Below are 7,831 nucleotides of genomic sequence, written 5' to 3'. Positions count from 1 at the left end.
ACATGCCGTCTGAGAGTTCAAGCGACGCTAACTGGACTGGCTTTAACGGTGCTGCATGATTCATACGTTGATTAATCACACCGTGAATAGACGAGGTCATCCCTGACAAAGCCACACTGCGAGCTGACTCGCCGGTGGGGTCCACGGTAACAACTTGTGCACGTGTTGAGGTAGTTTGGCCATCGGTGATGGTGGTGTTACCAATTAATACACCATTACCAAAGACATTAATGTTTTCGACATTGTCCATGGTCAAATAACCGGATATGCCACCCGCATAAATATTGGCCGTGTCATTATCGCCGGTGTCACCCAAGTCGATACCACCCAACATTTGCGAACCTGGGAGAATGTTAAGTGTGATGTTTGAGGCGCCTGAGCGTCCAAAAACAGCATAACTATCAATGCCATTAGCGACTAAAAAGCCACTGTTATTGATAGTGACATTATTACCCTCAACGATAATGGCATTTGCTTCCCCTCCATCAGTCTGAATGATGCCGCTGTTATTAATGGTTGCGTTGTCGCCAGTCGAGCGAATACCTTCGGATTCAAAACCTGCTGTAAAAATATTTCCAGTGTTAACAATATTGTCATCATCACCTGAAGATCGAATGGCATAAGAATAATCATCGGCAGTTGATACGCTGCCAGCATTGAAAATATTGGCATTGTCACCTGATGAGGAAATACCGTAAGACTCACCGGATACAGATATTGAGCCGAGGTTATAAATAATAGCGTTATCACCTAAAGCGCGGATGCCATTAGCAGGGTCGCCCGTTGTTAAGATGCTGCCGTTATTGATGATGGTGGCATCGTTTTCTTGAGCATAAATGCCGTGTGAGTTGGAGCCACTGGTAATAATGCTGCCATTGTTGATGCTAGTGTTACTGCCTGACGAATAAATCCCATATGCATAATCATTAGTGGTCGTGATGCTACCGCTATTATTAACGGTGCTATTGTCGCCAGATGAATAAATGCCGAAGGACTCTCTGGCGCTAGTAGAGATGCTACCGATATTGTGGATGATAGCGTTAATGTCCGTTGAAAAAATACCATGTGAATAGTCGGCGCTAGTAGTGATGCTGCCACTGTTGTTGAGGGTAGCATTGCTGCCTCTCAAAGCAATGCCGAATCCCCAGCGGCCATTTGTCATAATTGTGCCGTTATTAATGATATTGGCATTACCGCCTTGTGATTCAATACCAACGGCCTCTTCACCATGTGTTGTAATCGTACCGCTATTGAGGATTTGGTTATTAGCGCCGGTGGACTCAATGCCATGTGATTGACCACCATGTGTGTTAATCGTACCGCTATTAATGATTTGGTTATTGGCACCAGTGGACTCAATGCCATGAGATTCAACATTACGTGTGGTAATTGTGCCGCTATTATCAATCAGACTATTCGTGGCACTGGTCGAAATCGCTTCAGAATATTGTCCGTAAGTGAGGATACTGCCGCTATTGAGAATCAGGTGGTTATTGCCTGAGGTGAAAATACCGCGAGCGTAAGTATTATTTGAAGCTTCTATTTCACCCTGATTTTCAATACGAATATTGTTGGCATTGATAATGTTGAAAACACTCCTATTGCCAAATGAGATCTCCATACGGCCGGTATTGAGAAATGTATTATTGTCTCCAGTTGAGTTTATACCGTGGCCATATGTTACTCGAATAAAACCACTATTAATAAACTGACTGTCGGAGGCATTATGTAAATCAAGGCTTTCTTGTGACAGGATAGTACCGCTATTGAATAGCGCGATATTGTTTAGGTTGGGGTCGACCGCAATGGCTCGATTAGCAGGTGATGAAATTGTACCCGCATTATCTAGCGTGGTATTTGAGCCATGAATTGCCACTGCCGTTCCGCCACTTGATACGGTACCGCCTGCTTCAATGGTGCCGATTTCCCCTTCGTTTAGTTGTTGAAAGTTAACGGTCTCCCCATCTTCGACGGTAAAGCTGGCTGAAAAAGCTGGTGACGAAATAGCCAGCAAGATAGCGGCAGAGAGTGGGCATAAAGCCGCTTTTGGGCGAGAGACCATGATTAAAATCCTTATCAAAAACACTGGGTTGGTGGTGATAAGCGGGGATAATACAAAGTTAAGAAAAAAGCCGATATGACCTAAATAGGGCATAGACAGATGTCGAAAAATAGGCTTATCAGATATTGAGCGGTGTATCTAAGTTGTAATTTGCAAGGTTAAGCGACTTGTGAGCGCTAGCATCTGAACCTGTGTTGCCTTAAATTGTCAGCTGATTTATCGGCATCATGATTACTAGTGAAATGAATCTAACGAGAAGACGATTTGTACAAGGTTTAGGTGCGGTTGGGATTGGCACTGCCATTTTTCAACCCAGTTATGCGACTAACAATATTGCTAATACAGAGATTGGCACGGCGCCTGTTTTAACTGGTCAATACTTTGAGTTGGTGATTGATGAGACGCTCGTGAACTTTACCGGTAAACCCAGACTAGCGACGACCATTAATGGCTCGATACCGGGCCCGACTTTACGTTGGAAACAAGGTGATACGGTCACTATAAAAATTAAAAACCGGCTAAAAACCAGTACGTCGATTCATTGGCACGGCATCATTTTGCCGTATCAAATGGATGGGGTGCCGGGCATTAGTTTTGATGGCATCGGCGCTGGGCAGGAATTTACCTATACCTTTAAGGTGCAGCAGTCGGGGACTTATTGGTATCACTCGCACTCGGGTTTTCAAGAGCAAACGGGTATGTACGGTGCGATCATTATCGATCCCGCTGAGGGGGAGTCGATAAAAGCTGATCGTGATTACATCATTCAGTTATCGGATTGGACGGATGAGGATCCGATGGATGTTTTTCATAAACTGAAAAAGCAAAGTGATTATTTCAATATGCATAAGCCAACCTTGGGCGACTTTATCAATGAGGCGCAGCAAAAAGGCTTAGGACAAACGGTCAAAGATCGGCAAATGTGGAATGAGATGCGGATGAGCCCAACCGATCTGGCTGATGTGTCATCGATGACTTATACCTATTTAATGAATGGTCAGCCGCCAGCGGCAAATTGGACCGGTCTATTTAAAAAAGGTGAGCGAGTTCGATTACGTTTTATTAGTAGTGGTACGCAGTCAATATTTGATGTGCGTATTCCGGGGCTAAAAATGACGGTGGTGCAGGTTGATGGCATTGATGTTGAGCCGGTGACGGTGGATGAGTTTCGTTTTGGCTCTGGGGAAACTTACGATGTCATTGTGATGCCATCCTCAGAACAAGCCTATACGATTTTTTCTCAGACAATTGGCCGCTCGGGTTTTACCCGAGGCACGCTTACGCCACACCCTGAGATGACAGCATCGGTGCCAGATGTTGATCCACCACAATGGTTAACCATGGCCGATATGATGGGGGCGATGATGCATGATATGACCTCAATGGATCACACCATGCATCAGGCAATGGCAGCGAATGCACCGGTAGTGAGGCATGCGTCAACTGAGTTTGGCCCAAGTGTCGATATGCGTGTCGATACGCCGAGAACTAATTTGGATGATCCCGGTGTCGGGCTAAGAAATAATGGTCGTAAAGTGTTGACCTATGCCGATCTGCATTCGTTGGATCGGTATTTTGAGGATAAACGCGAACCCAAACGTGAAATCGAGCTGCATCTGACTGGCAATATGGAGCGTTATACCTGGTCATTTGATGGTTTGTCGTTTGCCGATTCGTCACCCATTCATTTTCGATATAACGAACGCCTGAAAGTGACATTGCACAATGACACGATGATGACGCATCCGATGCATCTGCATGGAATGTGGAGTGATTTGCTCGATGAACAACAGCAAGTGATTAACAGGCAGCACACGATCATGGTGCAACCCGCACAGCGGGTGAGTTTTTTGGTGACGGCGGATGCCTTGGGGCAATGGGCTTGGCATTGTCATTTGATGTACCACATGAAAGCGGGCATGTTCCGTCAGGTGGTGGTTTCATGAGGCAGGTGTTATTGGCGGTGATGATCGCTGGTTTTGCTCAGACTAGTTTTGCCGAGGGTGAACATAGTGGCCATGGTGATATGCACCATGAGCATCATCAAATGATGGAAATGCCTGAGCCATCATCGCAGCCAACCATGCAACATGATCATTCAACGCACGGTGATGAGGTTGATACCTCATCGTTACGTGATCCGCACGCTTATGCCGGTGATTTGGCATTTGGTAAAAATGTTGAACGACCAGCGATGGCGCATGAAATGACGTCTGCGGCTTTGTTTGTGAATCGCTTAGAGCAGCGCTTTTATCAGGGCGATGTGTCGACCGAATATGATGTTTTTGCTTGGTATGGCAAAGACTATCAGCGGTTGGTGCTGAAAGCTGAAGGTGAGGTAAATGATTCTCGCCTTGAAGAAGCACGTACCGAATTACTCTTTTCTTCAGCCGTGTCGAGTTTTTGGGATGCCCAGATTGGTCTCAGACAAGATAGTGGTGATGGGCCAAATCGCACATGGCTCGCGGCGGGGTTTCAAGGGTTGGCACCGTATTGGTTTGAGGTAGATGCCACGGCATATGTGTCAGACTCGGGGCGAGCGGCCTTTCGTTTAGAAGCCGATTACGAATTATTACTGACGCAAAAGCTGATTTTGCAGCCACGTGTTGAAGCGACGTATTACACCAAGTCGGATGTTGACCGAGGTATTGGTGATGACTTTTCGTCATTAACAGCAGGGCTTAGATTGCGTTATGAGTTTGTGCCTGAGTTTGCACCGTATATTGGCGTCGAATGGCAAAATGCCTACGGTGAAACCAAATCTTTGATGAGAGAAGAGGGCGAAGATGCCCGTCGAGTGAGTTTTGTGGCTGGTTTGAAGTTTTGGTTTTAAACGTGTGTAGAGACGGTATTTCTACCTGCGTTTTTTGATTGGTATAGAGCATTATCAGCGCGGCGTAAAAAGTCTAATTTTGATTCATCTTTTAAAAGTTCGACTACGCCAAAGCTGGCGCTGCTATTTAAGTCGAGTTGTTGCATTACCTCAGTAATTGATACCCGAAGTTTTTCTGCAACGGCCATCGCTTGGTCAAGGCTAGTATTGGGGAGTAATAGGGCGAATTCATCACCTCCCCATCTTGAGGCAACATCAATTTCTCTGACGGAGGCATGCAAGACTTTGCCTACGCTAATTAAGACCTCATCGCCAGTTGGGTGACCATGGCGATCATTGATTTGTTTGAAGTTATCTAAATCAAAAACAATTAAGGCGATAGCTTCCTGAAAACGTTTGGCGCGGGCGATTTCAGTTTCCAGACACTTTTCAAAATTAAATCGATTGGAAAGTGAGGTCAGGTAGTCGGTTGTGGCATTTCGTTCAGCTTCGGCAGCTTTTTGGGTCAGCAGTTTGTTGATTCGATAGAGTTCGGCTGTGCGTTCATCGATAATATTTTGCAGATTTTGTGACTGATATTTATCAACTTGATCGAGACTTTTTTCTGCATCGATATCATGGTGGGCACCAATCATTCGAGACACTGAACCATCTTCGGCTCTATCGATAATCAGTGCCTGATCTCTTATCCAGATAAAATCATTGCGCTTGGTTCGGCAGCGATATTCGATAAGGTAAGCGTCTATAGAACCTGCGATATATTGCTCAAAGTGCTTCATGACTTTGGGGTAGTCATCGGTATGAATGACGCTCTCCCATGTGAAGACCGTATTATCTAGCGAGTGAGGATTGTAACCGAGCATGGTGTACCAGCCAGGACTGCGATACACATATCCCGTGTCAGCATGCCAAAACCAGATGCCATCACTGACAACCTCAAGTAAGGCTTCGATGGCAAGCTGATCAAAGTTAGGTAAGTTAGCGCTCACATGGCACTCCAGCGGTCAGGCATGATTAATGTGACCATACAAATACCTGTTTTGTAAATGGTTAAATTGTGACCATTAACTACAATATGTTGAGCTAACGGTTTATTTATTTAAGGTGAGTTCATTTCAATTATCGTGTTGGCGAGAAGTGAACCACTGGTAAATGCCGCTTCAACGCGGCCCGCGATACACCAGTCGCCACAACTGGCAATACGGTTTGCATGATCAATAAAGTAGGGCGGACCATCTTGCTTTGCAATATTGGCGTAAACCCAGCGTTTAATATCTGTTTCTACAATTATTTCTGGTGAAATGTTAGTGATTTTAAGTAGGGTCGCTAACATCTTCTTTTTTACTTCGGGCAGCGGGATATCAATGTTTTCAGCAGCCCAGGTATTTGCTGCATGACTCACTAGACCAAATCCTTTTCGACCGGGTTTGGTGTGATTGACCGAAATCCAACTGAGGTTTTGGTCTTTAACTAGTGCAGCGTCAAATGCAAGGTTGGGGGATTCTTTTAATGCCACCATCAGTGCATAACAAGGCAGCATTTTGATAGCCGCTAATGATGTTTTGTAAACGATGTGATCTGGCAGTAGGGCTGATGCTTGCTCAACCGGTGGGGTGGTGATGAGCCAATCAAATGGCTGAGATCTAAGGCCATCTTCTGTTTCAACTATCCACTGCTTATCTTTCTGAATAAGCTGAGTCACTTTAGCATCGTAGTGAATGTTGAGGCCATTGGAGAGCCACTCACTGATAGCAGCCATTGATGGTGTGCCAACATAATGTGGAAATTCACCTGTCCACTCACGGTGACTGGTAATTTCGTCAACATCAATCTCAACAAACCTTGCCTGCCAATCGGCAATCACCCCTGATTCAAGCATTGGGTGGATGAATTCGGCGAAGGTTGGGGTTTTTACAGAAAAAAATTGTGCACCATGATCAAATGTGAAGTGTGGTGATAATCGACTGGTAATTCGGCCTCCTGGCTTGGGTGCCTTTTCAAAAATCTGAACCTCAAACTGGCTACGTAATTTATGGGCTAAAGTTAGTCCACTCAAGCCACTGCCTATCACTGCTATCGAAGTCATCCCAGAGTCCTTTTTAGGTTAATGACCTGTTGCAAGCAAATTGGTTTCTTATGATGTCGGCGAGGCGATAAAAGCCGATAAATTCATCATCAGGTTTTGTATTTTCATTTATATTGAAATCAAGTTGGCTTGTTGGCGAGCTACGATTTCAGATGTTTTGGTTTAAGTGAGCCAGAAATGACAAATAAAAACTACATTTTAAAGTCGCTGGGACTTGGCTTATTGATATTGCTATCAGGATTATTTTTGATCTTTGCCCAGTTCATTTATTTGGGCTCGGTTGCCAGCTTTGTTGATAAAGCGATGCAACTATCGATTGTTGTCGTTCTATTACTGAATCTGTTGGCGCTCTTTTGCATTGTTAAAAAGCATCTTAGAAAAGCGTTATGGCTTGTTTTAACAGCCAATGGTATTGCTATTTTCTTCAGTATCGCCTTTTTGAATGACATTAATAAAGATATGTATCAGAAAGAGGTCGCGGCTTATGAAAAAGGTTATCGAGAGCGGCTTTTAGCGGAATACGATAATCGTGTTATCTGTGGTGATATTGGTTTTTACAGCGAACACCATGATTGGGGCGGCAGGCACATTAGGGTTATTTACCCTGAGACGTTTTCAGTCGCTCCCCGTTCTATTGCGTCTTTTATGCATTACTCGAAAGGGCAATATTGCAAAGTAAATACGTCAATAACAGAAGACCTATTAGGTAAATGTGATGCTGCTGCCCGAGAGCAAGTGATGCAAATGGTTACAGAACTTGAAAATTTGCCATGCCCGTATCCTACTATCCGATAAGCAGATCATTTTCTAAGAAAATATACCTAGGTAATGGCTCAACGCTAAGGAGCTG

Annotated in this window: 6 protein-coding genes; 3 read left to right on the top strand and 3 right to left on the bottom strand. The window is 44.6% G+C overall.

From position 1 onward, the window contains the following. Positions 1–2,062 (bottom strand): beta strand repeat-containing protein (locus OMP94_RS11150; protein ID WP_266278387.1); only part of this gene is annotated, 2,062 nt, incomplete at its 3' end. 227 nt (positions 2,063–2,289) lie between these two features. Here OMP94_RS11150 and OMP94_RS11145 point away from each other — a divergent pair. Beyond that, positions 2,290–4,008: a copper resistance system multicopper oxidase gene (locus OMP94_RS11145; protein ID WP_266278385.1), complete on the top strand. Its 1,719-nt coding sequence runs from the start codon at positions 2,290–2,292 to the stop codon at positions 4,006–4,008. Next, a complete protein-coding gene (locus OMP94_RS11140) occupies positions 4,005–4,895 on the top strand; it encodes a copper resistance protein B (RefSeq protein WP_266278383.1) in 891 nt (296 codons plus the stop codon). The genes OMP94_RS11145 and OMP94_RS11140 overlap by 4 nt, the downstream gene beginning before the upstream one ends. On the opposite strand, the gene OMP94_RS11135 is transcribed toward OMP94_RS11140, so the two are convergent. Both OMP94_RS11135 and OMP94_RS11130 read right to left on the bottom strand, forming a co-directional pair. Next, positions 4,892–5,884, bottom strand: coding sequence for a sensor domain-containing diguanylate cyclase (locus OMP94_RS11135; RefSeq protein WP_266278381.1), 993 nt, complete (start codon positions 5,882–5,884; stop codon positions 4,892–4,894). The two genes, OMP94_RS11140 and OMP94_RS11135, sit on opposite strands and share 4 nt — an antisense overlap. A gap of 110 nt (positions 5,885–5,994) precedes the next feature. Then, positions 5,995–6,981, bottom strand: a complete 987-nt coding sequence (locus OMP94_RS11130) for an NAD(P)/FAD-dependent oxidoreductase (protein ID WP_266278379.1) — start codon at positions 6,979–6,981, stop codon at positions 5,995–5,997. Positions 6,982–7,158: 177 nt separating this feature from the next. Here OMP94_RS11130 and OMP94_RS11125 point away from each other — a divergent pair, with 177 nt between their 5' ends. Continuing rightward, entirely contained in the window at positions 7,159–7,776 is a 618-nt protein-coding gene (locus tag OMP94_RS11125; RefSeq protein ID WP_266278377.1) for a hypothetical protein, read from the top strand. The last annotated feature ends 55 nt before the right edge of the window (positions 7,777–7,831 follow it).

Source organism: Methylophaga sp. OBS3 (genome assembly GCF_026319325.1).
In the GTDB taxonomy this organism is placed as follows: Bacteria; Pseudomonadota; Gammaproteobacteria; order Nitrosococcales; family Methylophagaceae; genus Methylophaga.
The sequence above is the reverse complement of the archived record's forward strand: the minus strand, read 5'-3'. Positions and strand labels throughout refer to the sequence as shown.

Bases quoted from the DNA above. Each gene is read 5' to 3' on its own strand.
- OMP94_RS11140 (WP_266278383.1), top strand. From the start codon at position 4,005: ATGAGGCAGGTGTTATTGGCGGTGATGATCGCTGGTTTTGCTCAGACT.
- OMP94_RS11145 (WP_266278385.1), top strand. From the start codon at position 2,290: ATGATTACTAGTGAAATGAATCTAACGAGAAGACGATTTGTACAAGGT.
- OMP94_RS11125 (WP_266278377.1), top strand. From the start codon at position 7,159: ATGACAAATAAAAACTACATTTTAAAGTCGCTGGGACTTGGCTTATTG.
- OMP94_RS11130 (WP_266278379.1), bottom strand. From the start codon at position 6,981: ATGACTTCGATAGCAGTGATAGGCAGTGGCTTGAGTGGACTAACTTTA.